Source organism: Methanosarcina sp. (assembly GCF_028693135.1).
Classification (GTDB): domain Archaea; phylum Halobacteriota; class Methanosarcinia; order Methanosarcinales; family Methanosarcinaceae; genus Methanosarcina.
This window is the reverse complement of record NZ_JAQUVZ010000058.1, coordinates 1-21,036: the sequence shown is the minus strand read 5'-3', so window position 1 is coordinate 21,036 and position 21,036 is coordinate 1. Positions and strand designations below refer to the sequence as shown.

Annotated in this window: 20 protein-coding genes and 1 pseudogene; 5 read left to right on the top strand and 16 right to left on the bottom strand. The window is 38.2% G+C overall.

Annotated elements, in window-relative coordinates; genetic code table 11:
* Positions 1-433: 433 nt before the first annotated feature.
* From PHF18_RS16460 to PHF18_RS16435, 7 genes are all read right to left on the bottom strand, one after another.
* Positions 434-793 carry a DUF6516 family protein gene (locus tag PHF18_RS16460; protein ID WP_300104650.1) on the bottom strand — a complete coding sequence of 120 codons (360 nt, stop codon included), beginning with the start codon at positions 791-793 and terminating at the stop codon, positions 434-436.
* The gene (locus tag PHF18_RS16455; protein ID WP_300104320.1) at positions 790-1,110 is read right to left on the bottom strand and encodes a hypothetical protein; all 321 of its coding nucleotides are present in this window, start codon (positions 1,108-1,110) and stop codon (positions 790-792) included. Before PHF18_RS16455 ends, PHF18_RS16460 begins: the two co-directional genes overlap by 4 nt.
* A 166-nt stretch (positions 1,111-1,276) precedes the next feature.
* Entirely contained in the window at positions 1,277-1,519 is a 243-nt protein-coding gene (locus PHF18_RS16450; protein ID WP_048127977.1) for a type II toxin-antitoxin system HicB family antitoxin, read from the bottom strand.
* 2 nt (positions 1,520-1,521) lie between these two features.
* A complete protein-coding gene (locus PHF18_RS18125) occupies positions 1,522-1,668 on the bottom strand; it encodes a type II toxin-antitoxin system HicA family toxin (protein WP_367279205.1) in 147 nt (48 codons plus the stop codon).
* 70 nt (positions 1,669-1,738) lie between these two features.
* Complete coding sequence (locus PHF18_RS16445; protein ID WP_300104318.1) at positions 1,739-1,942, bottom strand: type II toxin-antitoxin system HicB family antitoxin; 204 nt, start codon at positions 1,940-1,942, stop codon at positions 1,739-1,741.
* A gap of 269 nt (positions 1,943-2,211) precedes the next feature.
* A complete protein-coding gene (locus tag PHF18_RS16440; protein WP_300104317.1) occupies positions 2,212-3,273 on the bottom strand; it encodes a zinc finger AN1 domain-containing stress-associated protein in 1,062 nt (353 codons plus the stop codon).
* Between the two features lie 430 nt (positions 3,274-3,703).
* The gene (locus PHF18_RS16435) at positions 3,704-3,898 is read right to left on the bottom strand and encodes a CxxC-x17-CxxC domain-containing protein (protein ID WP_048125378.1); all 195 of its coding nucleotides are present in this window, start codon (positions 3,896-3,898) and stop codon (positions 3,704-3,706) included.
* 590 nt (positions 3,899-4,488) lie between these two features.
* Here PHF18_RS16435 and PHF18_RS16430 point away from each other — a divergent pair.
* A complete protein-coding gene (locus PHF18_RS16430) occupies positions 4,489-5,421 on the top strand; it encodes a Fic family protein (protein ID WP_300104316.1) in 933 nt (310 codons plus the stop codon).
* Positions 5,422-5,562: 141 nt separating this feature from the next.
* Here the strand turns inward: PHF18_RS16430 and PHF18_RS16425 are convergent, their stop codons facing one another.
* The 3 genes from PHF18_RS16425 to PHF18_RS16415 form a co-directional block, all read right to left on the bottom strand.
* Positions 5,563-5,799 (bottom strand): type II toxin-antitoxin system HicA family toxin, encoded by a 237-nt coding sequence (locus tag PHF18_RS16425; protein ID WP_300104314.1) that lies wholly within the window; start codon positions 5,797-5,799, stop codon positions 5,563-5,565.
* Entirely contained in the window at positions 5,786-6,004 is a 219-nt protein-coding gene (locus PHF18_RS16420) for a type II toxin-antitoxin system HicB family antitoxin (protein ID WP_300104313.1), read from the bottom strand. The genes PHF18_RS16425 and PHF18_RS16420 overlap by 14 nt, the downstream gene beginning before the upstream one ends.
* Positions 6,005-6,315: 311 nt before the next feature.
* Positions 6,316-6,510 carry a CxxC-x17-CxxC domain-containing protein gene (locus PHF18_RS16415; RefSeq protein ID WP_300104312.1) on the bottom strand — a complete coding sequence of 65 codons (195 nt, stop codon included), beginning with the start codon at positions 6,508-6,510 and terminating at the stop codon, positions 6,316-6,318.
* 607 nt (positions 6,511-7,117) lie between these two features.
* Between PHF18_RS16415 and PHF18_RS16410 the strand changes: the two genes are divergently transcribed.
* Together PHF18_RS16410 and PHF18_RS16405 are read left to right on the top strand one after the other, a co-directional pair.
* Positions 7,118-7,423 (top strand): nucleotidyltransferase family protein, encoded by a 306-nt coding sequence (locus PHF18_RS16410; RefSeq protein ID WP_300104311.1) that lies wholly within the window; start codon positions 7,118-7,120, stop codon positions 7,421-7,423.
* Positions 7,424-7,477: 54 nt separating this feature from the next.
* Entirely contained in the window at positions 7,478-7,771 is a 294-nt protein-coding gene (locus PHF18_RS16405) for a DUF86 domain-containing protein (RefSeq protein WP_300104309.1), read from the top strand.
* A gap of 201 nt (positions 7,772-7,972) precedes the next feature.
* Here the strand turns inward: PHF18_RS16405 and PHF18_RS16400 are convergent, their stop codons facing one another.
* On the bottom strand, positions 7,973-8,167 hold the full coding sequence (locus PHF18_RS16400) for a CxxC-x17-CxxC domain-containing protein (protein WP_048125378.1): 195 nt from the start codon (positions 8,165-8,167) through the stop codon (positions 7,973-7,975).
* A gap of 632 nt (positions 8,168-8,799) precedes the next feature.
* Between PHF18_RS16400 and PHF18_RS16395 the strand changes: the two genes are divergently transcribed.
* Complete coding sequence (locus PHF18_RS16395; RefSeq protein ID WP_300104307.1) at positions 8,800-9,861, top strand: NAD(P)-dependent alcohol dehydrogenase; 1,062 nt, start codon at positions 8,800-8,802, stop codon at positions 9,859-9,861.
* Positions 9,862-11,064: 1,203 nt separating this feature from the next.
* Positions 11,065-11,364: pseudogene (locus PHF18_RS16390) on the top strand (IS21 family transposase); the annotation flags it as partial.
* Positions 11,365-11,822: 458 nt separating this feature from the next.
* Here PHF18_RS16390 and PHF18_RS16385 read toward each other — a convergent pair.
* From PHF18_RS16385 to PHF18_RS16365, 5 genes are all read right to left on the bottom strand, one after another.
* The gene (locus tag PHF18_RS16385; RefSeq protein WP_300104306.1) at positions 11,823-12,230 is read right to left on the bottom strand and encodes a DUF1699 family protein; all 408 of its coding nucleotides are present in this window, start codon (positions 12,228-12,230) and stop codon (positions 11,823-11,825) included.
* A 112-nt stretch (positions 12,231-12,342) separates the two neighbouring features.
* Positions 12,343-12,696, bottom strand: a complete 354-nt coding sequence (locus tag PHF18_RS16380; RefSeq protein WP_300104328.1) for a DUF1699 family protein — start codon at positions 12,694-12,696, stop codon at positions 12,343-12,345.
* 799 nt (positions 12,697-13,495) lie between these two features.
* Positions 13,496-18,493 carry a PKD domain-containing protein gene (locus PHF18_RS16375; protein WP_300104305.1) on the bottom strand — a complete coding sequence of 1,666 codons (4,998 nt, stop codon included), beginning with the start codon at positions 18,491-18,493 and terminating at the stop codon, positions 13,496-13,498.
* Positions 18,494-19,190: 697 nt separating this feature from the next.
* Complete coding sequence (locus tag PHF18_RS16370) at positions 19,191-19,388, bottom strand: CxxC-x17-CxxC domain-containing protein (protein WP_300104303.1); 198 nt, start codon at positions 19,386-19,388, stop codon at positions 19,191-19,193.
* Between the two features lie 731 nt (positions 19,389-20,119).
* Entirely contained in the window at positions 20,120-20,314 is a 195-nt protein-coding gene (locus PHF18_RS16365; RefSeq protein ID WP_048125378.1) for a CxxC-x17-CxxC domain-containing protein, read from the bottom strand.
* Positions 20,315-21,036 lie beyond the last annotated feature (722 nt).

The window sequence follows — 21,036 nt, the reverse complement described above, 5'->3', positions numbered from 1 at the left end:
TTTGATTAAGACGAAAATAGAAGAAACAAAAATAGTAAGGTAGAAATTTTCAAAATGGTGTAAATTTGGGTGGAAATTGGTTGCGATACCTGCAAAAATGAGTTAATTTGACAATGTCAAGTTATTAATTCCATTTTTTTGGTTGTTAACTTCTGCTCAAACTATATTTTTAGGGTTATTGTCTACTTTAACGGAATTTGGGGCGGTGGCGCGAACATACCCCGTTGCTTGCAGCGGGGTGCGCCAGCGCAACTTTGATTTTCTAAAAAATTCGGGGTAGATTTAAGCAGACCGCCGGCAGGAAAAATATATCAAATGAATTGGAAAAATGAGTGGATTTGCTCACAAAGACGATGAAAAGAAGAAGATAAAATCGGATCGGGCCTTTCTAAAAATGGATTCCTGGCATACACTAATCAAAAATCGTTGATAATCAGGGATTTGGGCTCAGCAGTTTATTCACCTCACGGAGAATGTCTTCTATAAATACTTCGGGAGATTCTCTGGGTTCTGCTTCATTTCCGTGATGGACATGATAGGGGAATGTTTTCAGGTCTTTCCAGTGTGGGGAATTATCCCAACGCTTTACCATTTCATCCCCTTTTTGCAGGTGATAGGAATATCGTCTAAAATCTGACCCTGAGCTTTCATTTATCTGCAACGTGTAACCCCCTTTAAGAGTTATTCTTGCTTTCAGGGCCTGGACAGGTGGTTCAACTATTGCTTTGATAACGTTTAATTCAAGTACAAGATCACTGGAAGAAAGAGTAGAAAAAGTTTTGCTTATTGTCATAGGAACTGTTCCCAGTACCGTGATGCTGTGACATAGCTTTCCCAGATTATGAAATCATCCCATTCTTCAAAATCTTCTTCCCCGACTCTCGAATGGATTCTTTTCTCAAAAGCAGAAAAGTCCATGCCGTATTTCTGCTCCATTTCAGCTACCTTTTTGTCGTAGTAATCTATCTTTTGTTCAGCCTGGTCATGCACAAGCCCCTTTAAGGCCTCCTGTTCGTCTTTATACAGGCCTGCTTTCACCATGTCACTGATAGGTTCAAAGATTTTCCGGGAAATTTTCACGTACTCAATAGCATCTCCCAATAGTATCACCTAACTACCATTTTATCTCTCCAACCTTAAATGTATTATGTATGCTCCTGGCACCTCTCTTTTCCGCCACATTTGCAAAAGGATTCGAGGAAGATTTCAGCAGACCGCCGGCATGATAAATATATTTCAAATGAATTAGAATGAGGTTTAAAGGAAATAATATAACTTACACAACTTCAGAACCTGTAGAGGGCTTTTCAGCAATAGCCACATACTCGGCAAAGGATTCTGATTCTGGAATTGGTAAATTGTCCTCCAGCAGTCCCTGAACGTGCATTTCAATGGCTTCATAGATATTTTTCTCTGCCTCCTCTCGGGTAGAGCCTGTGGCTACACAGCCCGGCAGATCAGGTGAATACGCTGAATAGTTGTTGTTTGCTTTTTCGATCACAACTAGGAAACGATGCATGATTAGTCCTCCACTTTTAATTGTGCTTGTTTTAAGATGCTGTTCAATGTCCCTGGAGCAAGATCATCTCCACTATGGCCCGCAATTTTTACCCTACCTGGTTTAGCAGGATGCTTGTATTGCCGGTGGCTGCCTTTTGTTGCAACCAGATATCAACCATCGACTTCAAGAAGTTTTATGACCTCACGTACTTTCATTTTAATCTATCTTCATGGATATTTAAATGTAATTCGAAAATTTGCAGAATCCAGGCAGAGGCGATCCATTATTCAATTTGATAATTGTCCATTCATCAAAAACTTCTTCCAGGTTTCTGCGGCATTCCTCAAGGGTTTTGCCGGTAGCCCACACACCCTCAAGTTCGGGATCTTCTCCATAATAAGGTTCTTCGTTATCGATTATTTCGTATTTTGCCCTTTTCAAGAGCTGCGTGGTTATACTGGATAAGTATGATCACATCTTTCCGAACATGATATATCTAATTTTATGCGGTCTAAATCTTATATAGATTCTGTGAGCCGGAGAATTAAAGTTTTTGGGTTTTCTATTTCTCATATTTCGTTAACCGGATTCTGGGGAGATTCCAGCAGACCGCCGGCAGGAAATATATATTTTAAAGGAATTAAAAAACGCGATATTGGATCACTCAAAATATTGCTGACACCAATATATTTCTCATCTTTCTCGAAATCTTACCAATAGATTTCAATATCTTTTACGGTACCTAACGGATTAAAGTAGACTCCCGGTACTCCCTGAGCCCTTTTTCTTTTGTGAATCTCATAAAATTCGTAATCTGGAGAGTTTGTCTTATAGGTTGATACAAGACCATACTCCTTACCTATTTGTACATAAGCAATTTTATCTTTATTGTCTAGAGATCCTAATTGCTCAGTATCGCCTGTACAATCTACAAAGACAATGCCTTTATCCGTAGTGTTAAAAACATTGAGGGCATGAGATTCCATATCCAGAAAATCTACACCGACATATCCTGCCTTAATCCCTTCATTTTCAGCGTTGTTGTGAAGCATTTCGGCAAAGTCAGCACAAACAAAGCTGCTATTATAGAGAAATTCATCTGTAGGATCACTTCGCAGGAAAAAAATTAACTTATCCCATGTAGGGTCAGTAGCATTTTTGTAGTTAACCAACTGGACAGCTTCTCCAGATGCTTTAGCTATCGGAAGTTCTTTTTTGTTAATCCCATTATCCAGATAATTATCCAGATCTTGTTTCACCGAAACTGTATCATTTAGTTCATAATTATTCGTAAAGAAAAAAGTGACCAGAACTCCAATACACAGCAAACTTAAATATAGGATTATGTTTTTTGAGCTTCGTGCTTTAGTTTTGTTTCTTGAAATGGTGTTTGAGCTTTTTGATCTTCTGGTAGTTCTTTTTGGTTTTTCGGATTTATTATTCTTAGATTTGTTTTCGTCGATAAAGGGAGAAATAGGATTCTTCTGCTCGTTATCTTTAGTGTTTGAAGAAGCGAATTTCTCTGTATATTTTGCTGGGCTGGGATTTTTAACTATAACCTCATATCCTCTGTCATCTGTTTTTCCATAGTTTTTTGCAACAAACAAAACTTTTTCCTGAAACTTTCTCTCCTGTTCAATATTATAGATTTGCAAGCCTAAACAGTTATGTGCTTCTGGTAATCTGCAATCCTCACAATAATAGGCCCCACAAAATTTACATTTAAAAGGAAGATAATTTATTTTCTTGCCACAACAACCACAGTTAACCATCTAGCATCAATAAATAATGTATTGTAATACATATTAACTTTTCTTATCCTGTTCTGCAAAAAAAACTATAAATTTGTAAGGAAACAGAAGTGATGCATTTTCGAGAATCTAACTGAAGTTAAAGATTTTTTGGTATTTCAGTATCCGAAAAAAATATCCAATAAGATTTAAGCAGGCACCGGCAAGAAAAATATATTTCAACTAAATTTAATGTGAAGAAAAACGTCACTTGAATCTGAAAAATCTCCCAGAGGAAAAAGAATCACTTTAATCTAAAGAAGCCCTGCAAAGTGCCCCTTATAAAGCTGCAAATATTCACAAGATGCAAAAGATCACAAGTTAAGAAAAAAGTATATTCCGAGTCTAACGTTTATTTAAAAAAGTGAAAAAGAAATAAGTGTTGATGTAACCTCAGTTACACAAATAACACTTAATATCTGTTGTTTTCTCTGGGTGTCCTGTGGTTAGGAAGACAATCCCTGCAGTAAACCGGTCTTTCCGGGTCAGGTTTGAAAGGCACTTCTGTCTCAGCTTTACAGTCTGAACAGGTTGTTTTGTGCATTTCTCTAGGAGCGCCGAAATTAGAATTGGAATTTCCTCTGAAGTTTCTGTCATTAAAAGCCATATTTGTTTCACCTTTGGTTTTAGTTGTTAATTAATTGTTTTAAAATAAGATTGTATAGAACTCTTTGATTAAAAACAAAAATTGGTTTTTAATAACAGATGATTATACGTCTCTTTATTTATCAACACACATACATGGCACCTATAATATATAAATATATCTATAAAAACTGAGACACACTCTCTTAAATGAAAGAACAATTTCCAGATATGGCTTAATAGGAGACAACAACCCATTTTCTGATAACTCCTGAAAATAGGCTTCGCCTGAAAAACCCACCACTAGAATTAAAAAACAGTTATCCATACCAAAAATCGGATTGATGATCTAAAAAACAATCCTGAGGGGAACCGATCGATGAAGGGCAAAATTGATTGGGCTGGAAAATGCTATTTCTCCAACATGTAAAAACTCTCAGGTTTTCGAGTTCTTGATTTCTACAAAAGGATTCGGGGAAAATTTAGCAGACCGCCGACAGGAAAAATATATTTCAATTGAATTGGTCAGGAAAAAAGATCTCACTATCGGATAACTCTAAAATTTGCCGATACCGATATATATCCCGGAGTATATATCGGATATGTAAAATTATGGACGATACCGATACACCCCTGATTAAAGAAGAACTTCTTGCACGAATAGATGAAAAAATGAAGCGTCTAAACTCCATGAGGCCAATTCCGGCAGATGCTTTAGGAAGGCTGCATGAAGAGATGAGGTTGATTTATACCTATCAATCCAATGCAATAGAAGGGAATACACTAACACTCCATGAAACAAAACTCATACTGGACGAAGGGCTGACAATTGGCGGAAAATCACTCAGAGGACATCTTGAGGTGAGCAATAACGCAAAAGCTTTTGACCGGGTGGAAGAGCTAGCAAAGAAAAAACACGCTGTAGACCATGTTACAATTCAGGAAATCCATGAAATTGTAACCAGAGGTATACTTGAGGATGCCGGAAGATACCGCACCAGAAATATGAGGATAAAAGGTTCAGTAAAGACTCCGCCCGATTGGTCGCAGGTCGTGGAACTGATGGATGAACTGATCGAAAAGGTATCTGAAAGCCAGGAGCATCCCATTGAAACAGCTTCCTTCCTGCATCACAGATTTGTTGCGATTCATCCTTTCAGTGACGGAAACGACATGGTAGCCCGACTCCTCACAAACCTGTATTTGATTGCAAGGGATTATCCTCCTGTTGTGCTCAAAAAAGAAGATAGAGGAAAATATTACAAATCTCTTAAAGCCGCAGATGCAGGAAACCTCGGACCATTTACCAATTTCATTGCAAAAGCCGTGGATGAAAGCCTGACCCTGTATCTCTCTATCTCAGGAGGAAATGACGAACTACTGCCTCTAAAAGAACTTTCCGCGGAAACGCCTTATTCTCAGGAATATCTCAGCCTGCGGGCTAGACAGGGGCTCCTGGATGCAGTAAAAATAGGAAAAACCTGGCATAGTCCAAAACGTGCAGTTGAGCAATATCTATCCGAGCATGGCAAAAAAGATGTTTGATTTCTGTGTTTTTAACAAATGCATTAAGAAGAGATTTAAGCAGACCGCCGGCAAGAAAAATATATTTTAATTGAATTGAGTATGGAAAAAAACATATCTTGACAAATAAGTCTCACCGGTAAAGTACCCAAACCAAAAAAATTACTTCAAAAGAGCTTCAAATTCTTCTACCGTGAGTCCTGAAGCTTTAATCAAATTTCTTAAAAGGCCCGGTTTCAGTCCTTTGTGCTTCGGGACGGTCAACGTAACTTTTGAACCTTCCTTTCTAAGAACAACATGACTGCCTACCTGTCTGTGAGGGAGACACGCAGCTTTAGAAAAGGCTTTAATTGCCTGCATTCCGGAAATTACAGGAAGTTCGGATTTAAGCAACCACATCAACCACTCTGCAGGAGGATTTCCCAATACATTCCTGCAGTTCATCTTCTGCCAGGGATTCCAGGCAAGCCTGAATTGCTTCTTTAATGTTTTCAATTGCTTCTTCTACAGTATCTCCCTGTGAAAAACAGCCCGGTAAGCCTGGGCAGCTGGCAATAAATCCTCCGACTTCTTCGTCTTCCTCAAGGATAATTTTGAACCTCATAATGTCGATTATGAAGTTTTTGCTTAAATTTGTATGGGTGAAAGGGTTTAAGGGTCGGATAGATATAATGAGAAAAAATGAGAATATAATTCAGTTGACAGGTTTTCACTTTAATCATAAAAATCCCTCCCCAGAGGGAAAGAATCGATTAATCTAAAGAAGCCCTGCAAAGTGATCCTTCTAAAGCTGCAAATATTCACAAGATGCAAAAGATCACAATTTAAGAAAAAAGTATATTCCGAGTCTAACGTTTATTTAAAAAAGTGGAAAAGAAATAAGTGTTGATGTAACCTCAGTTACACAAATAACACTTAATATCTGTTGTTTTCTCTGGGTGTCCTGTGGTTAGGAAGACAATCCCTGCAGTAAACGGGTCTTTCCGGGTCAGGTTTGAAAGGTACTTCTGTCTCAGCTTTACAGTCTGAACAGATTGTCTTGTGCATTTCTCTGGGAGCGCCGAAATTAGAATTGGAATTTCCACTGAAGTTTCTGTCATTAAAAGCCATATTTGTTTCACCTTTGGTTTTAGTTGTTAATTAATTGTTTTAAAATAAGATTGTATAGAACTCTTTGATTAAAAACAAAAATTGGTTTTTAATAACAGATGGTTATACATCTCTTTATTTATCAACACACATACATGGCACCTATAATATATAAATATACCTATAAAAAATGAAACATACCCTCTCAAATCAAAGAACAATTTCCAGATAAGGCTTAATAGAAGACAACAGCCCATTTTCTGATAGCTCCTGAAAATAGGCTTCGCCTGGAAAACCCACCACTATAATTAAAAAACGGTTCTCCCATACCAAAAATCGGATTGAAGATCTAAAAAACAATTCTGAGAGGAACCGATCAATGAAGTGCAAAACTGATCGGGTTGGAAATAGCTCCTTTTCCTGCATGTAAAGGCTCTCAGGTTTTCGAGTTCTTGATTTCTACAAACGTATTTGGGGAAGATTTAAGCAGACCATCCGCAAGAAAACTATATTTCAACTGAATTGGAAGTAAAGACCGGAAACTTCAGCCGCCTTCTTTAGTAAATATAAATACTACAACTGCAGAATACTATAACATATCAAAAGGGACCAGATAGAGCCTGAAAAAATGCCGGAAAACCGAAAAGATGCTGGAATCTACATCCGTAAACTCCATGAAATGCTCCCGGAACTTAAAGAGAAATACCACATTAGTTACCTGGGAGTTTTTGGGTCCTACATTCGGGGAGAACAGAAACCCGAGAGCGACCTGGATATACTCGTTGAGTTTTCCAGAACCCCTACTATTTTTAAATTTGTCAACCTCGAAAACTACCTTTCGGAGGCTCTGGGCGTTAAGGTAGACCTGGTTATGAAAGATGCGTTAAAACCGAACATAGGTAAACATATCCTGAACGAAGTTGAAGCCGTCTGAAGAGGGATTGAGATTCGCGAAGCAAAAGACTATGTCCAGGACATCTATGATGCAATGGAAGCAGCAGAAGAATTTATTAGCGGCTGGACATTCGAAGATTTTGCTGCCGACCGTAAGACCCAGTTTGCAGTAATCAGGGCTCTGGAAATTATTGGAGAAGCAACAAAGAATATCCCCTATGAAGTACGCGAAAAATACCCATTCGTACCCTGGAAAGACCTGGCAGGCATACGGGACAAGTTGATCCACGCTTACTTCGGAGTGAACTTGAAGGTGGTGTGGTTATCTGTTAAAGAAGGTATCCCCGAAGCAAAACCGGATATCAAACGCATACTGGATGAAATGTGAATCAGAAAAACCCTCCCCAGAGGGAAAGAATCGCTTAATCTAAAGAAGCCCTGCAAAGTGCTCCTTCTAAAGCTGCAAATATTCACAAGTTAAGAAAAAAGTATATTCCAAGTCTAACGTGTATTTAAAAAAGTGAAAAAGAAATAAGTGTTGATGTAACCCAGTTAAGTGTTGATGTAAACTCAGTTACACAAATAACACTTAATATCTGTTGTTTTCTCTGGGTGTCCTGTGGTTAGGAAGACAATCCCTGCAGTAAACCGGTCTTTCCGGATCAGGTTTGAAAGGCACTTCTGTCTCAGCTTTACAGTCTGAACAGGTTGTTTTGTGCATTTCTCTGGGAGCGCCGAAATTAGAATTGGAATTTCCTCTGAAGTTTCTGTCATTAAAAGCCATATTTGTTTCACCTTTGGTTTTAGTTGTTAATTAATTGTTTTAAAATAAGATTGTATAGAACTCTTTGATTAAAAACAAAAATTGGTTTTTAATAACAGATGATTATACGTCTCTTTATTTATCAACACACATACATTGCATCTATAATATATAAATATACCTATAAAATCTGAGACACCCTCTCTCAAATGAGAACAATTTCCAGATATGGTTTGCAGGGGAGATAACAGCCTATTTTCTGATAGCTCCTGAAAATAGGCTTCACCCGAAAAACCCACCACTATATTAAAAAACAGTTATCCCATACCAAAAATCGGATTGATGATCTAAAAAACAATCCTGAGAGGAACCGATCAATGAAGTGCAAAACTGATCGGGTTGGAAATAGCTCCTTCTCCTGCATGTAAAGACTCTCAGGTTTTCGAGTTCTTGATTTCTACAAACGTATTCGGGGAAGATTCCAGCAGACCGCCGGCAAGAAAAAATATATTTCAACTAAATTGAATTATATTGAAAATATAATTCAAGTTTCCATCCTTAGTAATTATAAATACCACTACAGCAGATTAATATCACGGGTTACTATGAAAAACATTGAAAAATAATTATTTTGAAAAGGTTGGTGTAATAATATGAAAGGATTTGCAATGCTTGAAATTGGGAAAGTAGGTTGGATTGATACTGAAAGACCTTCAGCAGGCCCATATGATGCAATCGTGAGGCCTCTTGCGGTCGCGCCGTGTACATCAGATATTCATACTGTCTGGGAAGGTGCGCTTGGAGACCGCAAAAACATGGTTTTAGGACACGAAGCTGTAGGTGTTATAGAAGAAGTCGGATCAGAGGTCAAAGACTTCAAACCGGGCGATAAAGTAATTGTTCCTGCAATTACACCTGACTGGCGATCCATGGAGGCACAGGATGGAATGCCTATGCACTCAAATGGAATGCTTTCCGGATGGAAGTTTTCAAACTTCAAAAGTGGAGTCTTTGCAGAATTTTTCCATGTAAATGATGCAGATATGAATTTAGCTCTACTTCCAAAAGGAATGCCCCTCGAACAGGCTGTCATGCTCTCAGATATGGCAACTACTGGAATACAGGGTGCAGAAATGGCAAATATTAAAACGGGCTCTACAGTTGCAGTCATAGGCATTGGCCCTGTTGGTCTGATGGCAGTGGCAGGTGCATCTATTCTTGGTGCAGGTAGGCTCATTGCAGTAGGAAGTCGGAAAGTCTGTGTCGATCTTGCTCTGGAATACGGAGCATCTGAAATTGTTGATTACAGAAACCGTGGACTAGTTGAACAGATTCTTGAAAAGACGAAGGGAAAAGGTGTGGACTCTGTAATCATAGCAGGAGGAAATGAAAACACAATTTCAGATGCAGTCAAAATTGTAAAACCTGGGGGCACGGTATCAAACGTCAACTACTATGGAACCGGAGACATACTCCCTATTCCACGTATTGAATGGGGGTCGGGTATGGCTCACAAAGACATACGTGGTGGCCTGACAACCGGAGGTCGTCTAAGAATGGAAAGAATGGCCGACCTATGTACCTATGGAAGAATAAAACCAGAAAAAATGGCCACCCACGTATTCGAAGGATTTGACAAAATGGAAGAGGCCCTCATGCTCATGAAAGATAAACCAAGAGATCTGATCAAACCTGTTGTTCTTCTGGATGAATAAGCGAGTCAACTCCCCCTCCCTAAACTCTTCGCAAAGCTCAGAGTTTTGAGGAAGGGGTATTCTCGCCTTATGGGATAGGATTGATCGGATAGACAGGATAGAATCGTAAAAGTAGCTAATGGTTAGCCATCGTAAAATTTTCAGCGCCAAATTTTGAACTTCATTAATAGTCTCCAATTTTGAGAGGAGTTTTCACTAAAAGGACTCATTCCTTTCATCCTTTTCTTTCAACTTTTCATTCTTCAGACCTATTTTTAGGAGTTTATCAATAGCCTCGGCTACTCAATATACCTAATCTTTTTACATTGCCCACAATTGCACTTATTATTGCTTGTATGTTTCTTTTAGTCGTCCACTGTTACATGGTTGATATTTTTGAAAAACCCGAGTTGCGATTCGGGATCTCAGGAAATCGGAGATTTTCTGGGAGTTGCACTGCAAGTGCAACAGCCTGCGGTCCTTTTCGCTACGCTCAAGAGGACTACTTAAAAAGATTTATGACCCGTACAACGTCATTCGCTTTATCATGTCGTTTTTGTCACGCTCGACGCAGGAGAGCGGCTTTCAGACAAAAAATGAGACAAAAGACCAAAGGAAAAGCCATAAAGTAAAAGTGGAGTAAAAAGAGGAGGATACGGTCAGAACCGGATAAAAATATACCTGAAAAATACTCTTTTCCACGTCTGTTTTTATTGATTTATACTGGAGATTTCAACCTCTTGTTTCTTCCTTTTCTATTATCTTTCTTCTTTTTTCTACTTTTTTTGCAGGGCCGCCAGACAAGCTGGCGGATGCGTCCGATATTTACCTGTGAATTAAAAAGCGGTTTCCGGGGTCCAGGGAAGTATTCTTCGGACCTGGAAGTATTTCACTATAATTCTCGTATTCTCTTAATACCAGCAAGAATTTGCCTGTTAGTTGTTTTTGCTGGCAGACGAGACGGTTTCAGCCTTGTAAGCCGCAGAAGAGAGAAAAAATGATTTAATCTCAGGATATTCTGAATAATATCAACCGATTAATAAGGAACCACCAATCTTTTTACATTGACTACAATTGCACTTATTATTGCTTGTATGTTCATTTTAGGAAGTCCCCAATATTTTGCTCTTTGTAATTGTCAACGGCGGTTAAGAATTCCACATTTTCGACGGTTTAAAATACCCCAGGTTCCAATCCTTAAAGAAAGTTTGAGGATTGCGAATCATGCTGAAAAAGGAAGAATGGCTGTTGATACAAGATTTGCATTCAAAAGGCTTTAACGTCAGTGAAATTGCCAGACAAACGGGTCATGATAGGAAAACGGTGAGGAAATATCTTAACCAAAAGACAGCACCTGAACCTCAGAAACGTCCAGGAAGAAAGAGCAAGCTTGACCCTTACAAACCTCACATACTCAAGAGGCTTAATGAAAGCTCCTATTCCGCCGCTCGCCTCTTTCGTGAAATCAAGGAAATGGGCTTTGACGGAGGAGAAACCATAGTTAAAGACTTCATAAAAGAAGTCTGACCTAAACAGGGAGTACCTGCGGTACCTGGCTACGATCTATGAAGTAAAACTTATCGGTCCTGCAAAGTGCCCCTTCTAAAGCTGCAAAAATCACGGGTTTTTAATTATCTTTTCTTAACAAAGGGATTCAGGGAAGATTCTATCAGACCGACTGCAGGAAAAAATATATTTCAAATGACTTAATAAAAAAGGTTTAAAGTAAGAAATGTGACTCAAACTCCTTAAGAAATGGTAAAGGATTTTTCAGCAAGATCAATATTAGAGACATTATTTATGTCTAATGATGCTGTTAACAACCTCAATTTCTTGATCTAAAAGTTGAAACCCTTTCAGCAATAATTTTCCAGATTTTCCTCTATGTTAAGTTGGAGATCAGGGACCGGAAGATTCAACCCCTTTCTATCCGATCTAATCTCCAGCAAAACATCTGCCAAAATGTTTTATTCTGTTTGAATTCAGGCAGTAGTTTCCTTCTCCAGAATATAACCGACCATTTCAGGGTTCAGTTTGTTTTCCCTTGAAACCTTTTTCTCAATCTCCTCAGTGGTTTTACCTTCAATTTTCATCTCCTTAATCTTTTCAACTACTGAAGAGGGAATTGCATAGTATTCGTTGATATCTTTCCGGTGTCCCCAGACATCTCCTTTGATAAGCTGGATTCTCTGCATCTGAAGGAACATTTCTATAGACTTTGAAACTGTACGCATGTAAGATTTAGGCAACTGGATTACCTCAATCTTCGGGCAGGTTTCAACCAGTCCAAAGAGGTCCTTATTTGAAGGTCTGAAAGCCAGGTGAACAATACGCTCGTTCGAATTAAGTGTAAAGATCTCTTCCCTGGAACTAACTACTCTTATTCTCATGTTTTTCTCCCCACTATATATTTTTTTGTTTTAAGTTGACTTTAGTTTTTAATTACTTCAGGTTAAAGGAAAATGTAAAGTAATTATCCTGTTTACGATGAAACGGAATAATTTATGCAGACATGAACGAAGAAACGTTCTCTTTCTTCATCCTTCTCTGAGCAGTTGAAAGGCATTCAAGTGTACAGTAAATTGCCTTTTCCTCCACTTTTTTCAGGACTATAAACTCATTCCCACAAACTGGACATGTCTTTCTTACATACTCCATAAAATACCACCCACTTGTTTTTAAATTTGTTTTGACTGTATTCGCATAAGATTTAGGTAACTGAATTACCTCAATCTTCGGGCAGGTTTCTACCAGTCCAAAGATATCCTTACTTGAAGGTCTAAAAGCCAGGTGAAAAGGGTGCTCATTCAGATTGAGTGTAAAGATCTCTTCCCTGGAACTAACCACCTTATCCAGGTGTCAGTTTCATGTTTTCCTCCCCAAATGATAAGTTATTTTTTGATTGTACTTTGATAAATATATTACATATACTTATTATAAATAGTTATCTCATTGGACTAATATTATTTGAATAGTATTACAGGGAATTACCGTCATACCAGATCTACTAAATTGATCTAAAAAGCTATAAATGAAATAAAAACGGTTATTACAAATTATATTTTCTCGTTTTCCTTCTAATTTTACTCTATTTCATACCAAATTTTATTCTAAATACTGACTTAACTATTTCAATTCATAAATTATTTCAGTTTCAGGTTTTAATGAGGCATTCCCATCATGGAAAATTTCTGTGTTCTTAACAAATGTATTAGGAAGAGATTCAAGCAGACCGATGACAGGATAAATATATTTATATTGAATTGGTGATGGGGAAGAAGGCAAGTTTGTCTCAAGGAATTCATGAAGCTAAAATCATATAAACGCAACAGCTCTATAAAAAAATTATACTCTGATAAAAAAAATTCATGAAGCTAAAATCATATAAACGCAACAACTCTATAAAAAAATTATACTCTGATAAAAAAATTTATGAAGCTAAAATCATATAAACGCAACAGCTCTATAAAAAAATTATACTCTGATAAAAAAGAAATAAAAAAATGAAAAAATTTGGCTCTGTAGAAATCCTCCGAAATGACTGATCCTCATTAGCTTAAACTGAATGTCATAAATCTTTTTACTCAATTCTTTTTAGCCTCTTGAAGCTGGTATAGATAAGTTTCTACAAAGCCTTTTTTTTGATCCAAGCTGTTTACTTACTAATTGCAATATATCTAGACCTGGTTTCAGTACTAATGCTTCCTGAATTATTTACTGTTAAACTAACAGTGTATTGTCCTGTTTTATTGTATACGTGTACAGGATTCTTTTCTGTTGAAGTATTTCCATCTCCAAAAGCCCATGTCCATGAAGCTGGTGATCCGGTGCTGTTGTCAGTAAATATGACACCAAGCGGTGCAGCCCCTGAAGTTGGAGATGCAGAAAAAGCAGCGACAAGGGAGCTGGAAACCGCAATATAGCCGGTTTTTGTCAGCACATTACTGCCGTTTGCATTACTTGTTGTCAATGTAACAGAGTATATTCCAGATTTATTGTATGTATGTACAGGATTCATTTCTGTTGAATTACTTCCATCTCCGAAAATCCATTTCCAGGCAGTTGGCGACCCTGTGCTCTCATCAGTAAAATGAACTGTAAGAGGCATGCTTCCTGAAGTAGGGGATGCAGATAATTTGGAAACAGGAGTATTTAAAACGCTTGAGACAGCAATATAGCTGGATTTTGTCAACGCATTACTGCCATCTGCATTACCTGCTGTCAATGTAACAGAATAAAGTCCTGATTTGTTGTATGTATGTACAGGATTCTTTTCTATTGAACTACTTCCATCTCCGAAAGACCATTTCCATGCAGTTGGCGATCCTGTGCTCTCGTCAGTAAAACTAATAGTAAGAGGCACTTTTCCTGAAGTCGGAGACGCACAGAAACTGGCGACAGGACCATTTAAAGCGTTTGAAACAGAAATATAACTGGATTTTGTCAACGCATTACTGCCATCTGCATTACTTGCTGTCAATGTAACAGTGTATCGCCCTGATTTATTGTATGTATGTACAGGATTCTTTTCTATTGAACTACTTCCATCTCCGAAAATCCATTTCCATGCCGTTGGTGACCCTGTGCTCTCGTCAGTAAAATGAACTGTAAGAGGCATGTTTCCTGAAGTAGGCGATGCAAAAAATTTGGAAACAGGAGCATCTAAAACGCTTGAGACAGAAATATAACTGGATTTTGTTAACGCATTACTTCCGTTTGCATTACTTGCTGTCAATGTAACAGTGTATTGTCCTGATTTATTGTATGTGTGTACAGGATTCTTTTCTGTTGAATTACTTCCATCTCCAAAGGTCCATCTCCACGCAGTTAGCGATCCTGTGCTCTGGTCAGTAAAACTAACAGTAAGAGGCATACTTCCCACAGTTGGGGTTGCTAAAAAGGTGGTGACGGGGACAATATAGCCTGGATTCGACGTCACAGTCCCGCTTTCAGAAACTACATTTATATAGCTTGATTTTTGCACCTTACTACTGCCTCCATCATTAGTTGTCGTCAAAGAAACAGTATAATTTCCTGATTTATTGTATGTATGTACAGGATTTTTATCTGTTGAAGCACTACCATCTCCGAAAGTCCATTTCCATGCCGTTGGCGACCCTGTGCTCTGGTCAGTAAAACGAATAATAAAAGGCGTATTTTCTGAAGTCTGAGACACAGAGAAGCTGGTAACAGGAGTATCTAAGACGCTTGAGACAGCAATAAAGCCGGTTTTTGTCAACGCATTACTGCCGTTTGCATTACTTGCTGTCAATCTAACAGAGTATAATCCTGATTTATTGTATGTGTGTACAGGATTCTTTTCTGTTGAATTACTTCCATCTCCGAAAATCCATTTCCATGTATTTGGTGACCCTATGCTCTGGTCAGTAAAACCAACAGTAAGAGGTGCGTTTCCTGAAGTAGGGGATGCAGAGAAGCTGGTAATAGGAGGATCTAAAACGCTTGAGACAGCAATATAGCCGGATTTTGTCAATGCATTACTGCCTTTTTCATTACTTGCTGTCAATCTAACAGAATAAAGTCCTGATTTATTGAATGTGTATATAGGATTTTTATCTGTAGAAGTATTCCCATCTCCGAAAGACCATTTCCATGATGTTGGAGATCCGTTACCCTGACCTGTAAAATCAACAGTAAGAGGGGCATTTCCTGAAGTAAGAGACGCAGAGAAGTTGGTGACAGGACAATTTAAAGCGTTTGAAACAACAATATAGCTGGATTTTGTTAACTTATTGCTGCCATCTGCATTACTTGCTGTTAATGTAACAGAGTATAATCCTGCTTTGCTGTATGTATGCACAGGGTTCTCCCCGGTTGAATGAGTACCGTCTCCAAAAGTCCACTTCCTTGAGGTTAGAGATCCTGTACCCTGATCAGTAAAACTAACAATAAGAGGCGCTTTTCCAGAAGCTGGAAATGCAGAAAAAGCAGCAATAGGAGCTTCAAAACCGTTTGAAACAATAATATAGCTGGATTTTGTTACCGCACTCCTGTCCCCAGTTTCGTTTAATGTCAACGTAACGGAATATGTTCCTGGTTTTCTATAAATGTGCACAGGATTCTTTTCCGTTGAATAATTTTCATCTCCAAAAGTCCAGTTCCATGCCGTTGGCGATCCTGTGCTCTGGTCAGTAAAACTAACATTAAACGGCGTTTTTCCAGAAGTTGGGGCTGCAGAAAATACTGGCTGTGCCAGAACAGTTACTGTGGCAAATTTCAAATCGGTACCGTTTGTATTGTTTACTGTAAGCGTTACATTGTAATTCCCTGCTCTGGAGTAAGTATGTGCTTTATTTTGGTGTGTTGAACTGGAACCATCTCCAAAGTTCCAGTTCCACCCATCCACATTCTTCGAGAAATCCGTAAACTGGATAGAAAGAGGAGCATAACCGGATGTGAGGTTGCAGCTGAAGTTTGCAACAGGAAATACCGGTTGTGCCGGGAGAGGACTCATAAACTGACCGAAAGCAATAGGACTGGAACCTGTTTGTACAGTGTCTGTAACCTTATTTGTGGCTACGTCAATTACAGAGACAGTCTTTCCGAGCTTATCATCGTTGCCGGAGTTCGCTACATATACCTTTGTTCCATCCGGTGTGACTGCAATTCCATAAGGATTTTTTCTGACATTAACAGTTGCTACAACAGTGTTGTTTGCTGTATCAATCACAGAGACATTATTGCTGCCTGAGTTAGCCACATATACTTTTGTTCCATCCGGGTTGACTGCAATTCCCATAGGCCATTTTCCTACAGGCACTGTGGCTGTAACAATGTTTGAGCCCGTGTCAATTACAGAAATAGCATTACTTTCGGAATTAGCCACGTATAGGTTTGTTCCCGCCGGGTTGAATGTAACTTCACAGGGACCAAGTCCAACTTTCACAGTCGCTGTAACAGTGTTTGTGCTGGTGTCAATTACAGAAACATTGTTACTGTAGCGGTTCGTCACATATACTTTTGTTCCGTCCGGTGTGACTGTAACCCCCAAAGGATTGGTTCCTACAGGTACCCTGGCTGTAACAGTGTTTGTGGCTGTGTCAATTACAGAGACGCCGTTGATATCGCGATCCGCCACATATACTTTTGTTCCGTCCGGTTTGACTGCAACTCCACAAGGACTGTATTTCTTTCCCAAATCCACAGTGGCTGTTACCTCGTTTATGGCTGTGTCAATTACAGATACAGTACCACTGTAGCCGTAGTTGACGTTTGTCACATATATCCTTGTTCCATCAGGGCTGACGGCAATTCCGTAAGGATTTTTTCTGACATTCACAGTTGCTGCAACAGTGTTGTTTGCTGTGTTAATTACAGAAATAGTGTTGCTGTTGAAGTTCGTAATATATGCATATGAAGGTGCAGGAGAACCTTTTGGTACAACATTTATTGTAGCTAGTTTTGAATCCGTGCCTTTTGAATTGCTTACTGTCAGGCTAACGGTATAGATTCCTGCTGCAGAATAGGTATGCGTGGGGTTCTGCTTTGTAGAATTATTTCCATCTCCAAAGTTCCAGTTCCACCCGGTTGCATTCTTTGACAAATCTGTAAACTGCACAGGTACAGAAAGAAAAACATAATCTGATGTGATGTTGCTGCTGAAGTTTGCTAAAGGATAAACTGGTTGTACCGGAATAGAACCTATAAACTGGCCTGAAGCATAAGGACTGTTTCCTACAAGCATCGTGGCTGTTACAGTATTGGTCGCAGTGTCAATTACAGAGACAGCGTTGTAGAGATTGATTGCTACATATACTTTTGTTCCATCCGGTGTGACTGCAATCCCCAAAGGATTGGTTCCTACAGGCACCCTGGCTGTTACAGTGTTGGTCGCAGTGTCAATTACAGAGACAGTGCTAACATATTCATCATTATTCGTCACATATACTTTTGTTCCATTCGGATTGACTGCAATTCCCCAGGGCACTCGCCCTATCTTCACCGTTTCTGTAACACTGTTTGTTGTCGTGTCAATTACAGAGACGCTCCCGCTACCATAGTTCACTACGTATACCTTAGTTCCATCTGGTGTAACAGCAACTTCCTTAGGACCGTTTCCTACAGGCACCGTGGCTGTAACAGCTTTTGTGGCAGTGTCAACTACAGAGACGGTGTTGTCGCCTTCGTTTGTTACATATACCTTTTTCCCATTTGGACTAACTGCGACTCCCACAGGAGATTTTCCTACATTTACTGTGGCTGAAACAGTATTGTTTACCGTGCCAATTATAGATATGTCGTTGCTATGGACATTTACCACGTACACCTTTTTTCCATTCGGGCTGACTGCAGCTCCTTTAGGAGAACTTCCTGCAGGCACTGTGGCTATAACAATATTTGTTGCCGTGTCAATTACAGATACATCGTTGCTATGAGCATTTACCACGTATACCTTTGTTCCATCCGGACTAATTGCAACTCCCATAGGATTTGATCCTACAGGTATCGTAGCTGTAACTTTGTTTGTGGTTGTGTCAATTACAGAGACATTGTTACTCTCTGCATTTGTAATGTATGCAAATGGCGAGGAGCCTGCGATACTCACCAACATCAAAAAAGCAAGTGCTGTTGTCCCCAAAGTTTTATAGAAGGTTTGCCCCCTAAATATGCTATCATATTTCGTTCCTCCCATTTTAGACCCCCTTGATATATGAATTATTAAATTTGTTGAGAATTTTGAAAAATCTTTAAATTTGACCGTTTTTTATTACGGACAATATAGCAATTCATTGAAGTCAGAGTTTTTTCGGGTTAAGCTGGTTATCACAACCGAGTGCAACCATAAGTGCGACCATAAAAATGACTAAAAGAAGGTTTCACCGAATTGTAATAAATAATATAAACTCAAAGATAATAATCTTTCTTTTATTGGCTTTGTAGAAATCCTCTAAGCTTTATTTTTATCCAAAAGTTTATAATAAAGGCTCTGTAGAAATCCTCTAAGTTTTGTTTTTATCCAAAAGTTTATAATAAGGGCTCTGTTGAAATCCTCAGAAATGACTAGTTGCAGCGTCAGCAGTAAAATGTCGTATAAAATCAGTTACAATGAGTCAGAATAGTTCAATCTTTGAGGATTGACAAGACACCGGTCTCCATTAATTTTAACGTAATGTCCCGGGATTTTTTTATGTATATTTTTATCTATTTTTGGCCTTTTGAAGCTGGTATAGATGGGTTTCTACAAAACCGCAAAAATTAGATTGTAAAAGTGATCCTTCTAAAGCTGCAAAAAACCACGGGCTAAGAAAAAATATATTCCGAGTTCGGTCTATTTTTAAAAAAGTGAAAAAAAATAAGTGTTGATATAAACTCAGTTAAACAAATAACATTTAGTATCTGTCTTCTCTGGGTTTCCTGTGCTTAGGAAGACATTCTCTGCAGTAAACGGGTCTTTCCGGGTCAGGTTTGAAAGGCACTTCGGTTTCAACACCACAATCAGAACATTTTGTCTTGTGCATTTCCCTGGGAGCTCCGAAGTCTCCGCGGTTGCTGTCTCTTCCCCTGCTTCCTCTGTCATTAAAAGCCATTTTATTTCACCCTGGTTTTAGTTGTTAGTTATTGCTGAAAAATAAGATAGTATACGACTCTTTGGTTAAAAACAAAAATTGGTTTTTAACAACAGATTGTCATATGTCTCTTTATTTTCAATACCTATACATTGCATTTAAAATATATAAATGTTCCATAATACAAAAGATATATTCTTTTACACAAAAAAAACTCTGTGATCAGGGGGAATGGGAGGGATAAAATGCCTGAAATTCTAATGCCGACTATTATCCGATAAAGCAAAATAATCGGGCCTTGAAAGTGTTCATTCTAAAGCTGCAAAAATCGCGGGTTTTTAAATTCACTTTGGTTCACAAACGTCTCCAGGGAAGATTTTAGCAGACCGCCGGCAGAAAAAATATATTTAAACTGAATTGGTTAGGGGGAGATTTTCATTTCGTATTCGGCGGTCCAATTTTGGATAGATCCAACGAAAATAAAATTCAGTTAGTAGGTTTTCACTTTAATTCGAAAACAACCACCCTGGTCAAAAAAGATATTGAGAACTCTTGAAAATAGCCTTGAGGAAAATCTATCGATAAAAGTAAAACTGATTGGACTGTAAAAAGTTAATTCTCAATCTGTAAAAGCTCTGGTTTAAGAAAAAAGTATATTCCAAGTCTAACGTGCATTTAAAAAAGTGAAAAAGAAATAAGTGTTTATGTAACCCAGTTAAGTGTTGATGTAAACTCAGTTACACAAATAACACTTAATATCTGTTGTTTTCTCTGGGTGTCCTGTGGTTAGGAAGACAATCCCTGCAGTAAACTGGTCTTTCCGGGTCAGGTTTGAAAGGCACTTCTGTCTCAGCTTTACAGTCTGAACAGGTTGTCTTGTGCATTTCTCTGGGTGCGCCGAAATTAGAATTGGAATTTCCTCTGAAGTTTCTGTCATTAAAAGCCATATTTGTTTCACCTTTGGTTTTAGTTGTTAGTAAATTGTTTTAAAACAAGATTGTATAGAACTCTTTGATTAAAAACAAAAATTGGTTTTTAATAACAGGTTATTATACGTCTCTTTATTTATCAACACACATACCTGGCACTTATAATATATAAATATACCTATGAAAATGGTCTGAAAATGGGAGTTCACTCTCTCAAATAGGGGAACGCTTTGCAGCCAGGGATTGTGAAGGAGATAAAAGTGCCTGAAATTCTACTTCTGGCTTGATTATCGATAAAGTAAAACTTATCAAGCCTGCAAAGTGCTTCTTCTAAATCTGTAAAAATTATGGGTTTTAGGTTTCTCGATTTTTTCAAACGTGTTTGCAGGAGATCAGGGCAGACCGTCGACGAGAAAAATATATAAAAATAGAAATCAAATGAATGGAATTTCATCATCCTTTTAGTAATTAGAAGTACGTGAGTATAAAATAGATTTAGAAATGTATAAGTATAAAATATGTATAGAAGTTAGTACCTATATAATCTTGTCCGTTTCAATAGGGACACGGTCCTGTAGAAATGCAAAATATGGATTTCAGGCATCATTTTCAGATACCTTTATTTCAGATACCTTTATTTCAGATACCTTTATTTCAGATACCTTTATTTCAGATACCTTTATTTCAGATACCTTTATTTCAGATACCTTTATTTCAGATACCTTTATTTCAGATACCTT